Raw genomic sequence first — 510 nt, 5'->3', positions numbered from 1 at the left:
GTTATACACGGAATCGTCGGCGAACACCCTGATTTTATATGGAGTACCCGGCGACAAATTTGTAAACTTATATTGCCTGTATACATCGTATGGTTTGTCCATCGGATACGAAAGGCTGTTAAACGATTTGTCCACTTTCCCCGTGAGCTTGTTGATAAGCTGAATATTATATTCCATACCGCGCACATTGTCATTTGCTTGCTTTATTGTAAAAGCAACTTCGTTGGCATTCAAGGAATCGATCTTAATGCCCTCATCAAACTGCGGAGCTATGAGTTCTCTTATATCTTTCCTGCTGTAGTCGAAGGCATCTTTGCCTTCGCCAACGTTGACTACACGAGGTATGCTTACAAATTCATCTGTAGCTAAGTTATACTGCTTGAGGATCAATTTTGTACCGTAAACCTCTATGAAATTCGAGATGCGAGGTGTGGTATGATAGCTTCCATACGAGCCTTCTATATATCCGCCGAACGGACCGTCATCTTGATAACTGGAATAGTTCGAACC

General features: G+C 42.2%; 1 protein-coding gene. It reads right to left on the bottom strand.

The window, feature by feature from the left end; all coding sequences use genetic code 11:
- Nucleotides 1-510, bottom strand: a 510-nt coding sequence (locus AC1DWB_RS37235) for a fibronectin type III domain-containing protein (RefSeq protein WP_477546037.1), incomplete at both ends; no start/stop codon positions are given.

The organism is Paenibacillus sp. P4_E11 (assembly GCF_056401635.1).
Note: the sequence above shows the minus strand (reverse complement) of the source record. Positions and strands in the feature narration are given on the sequence as shown.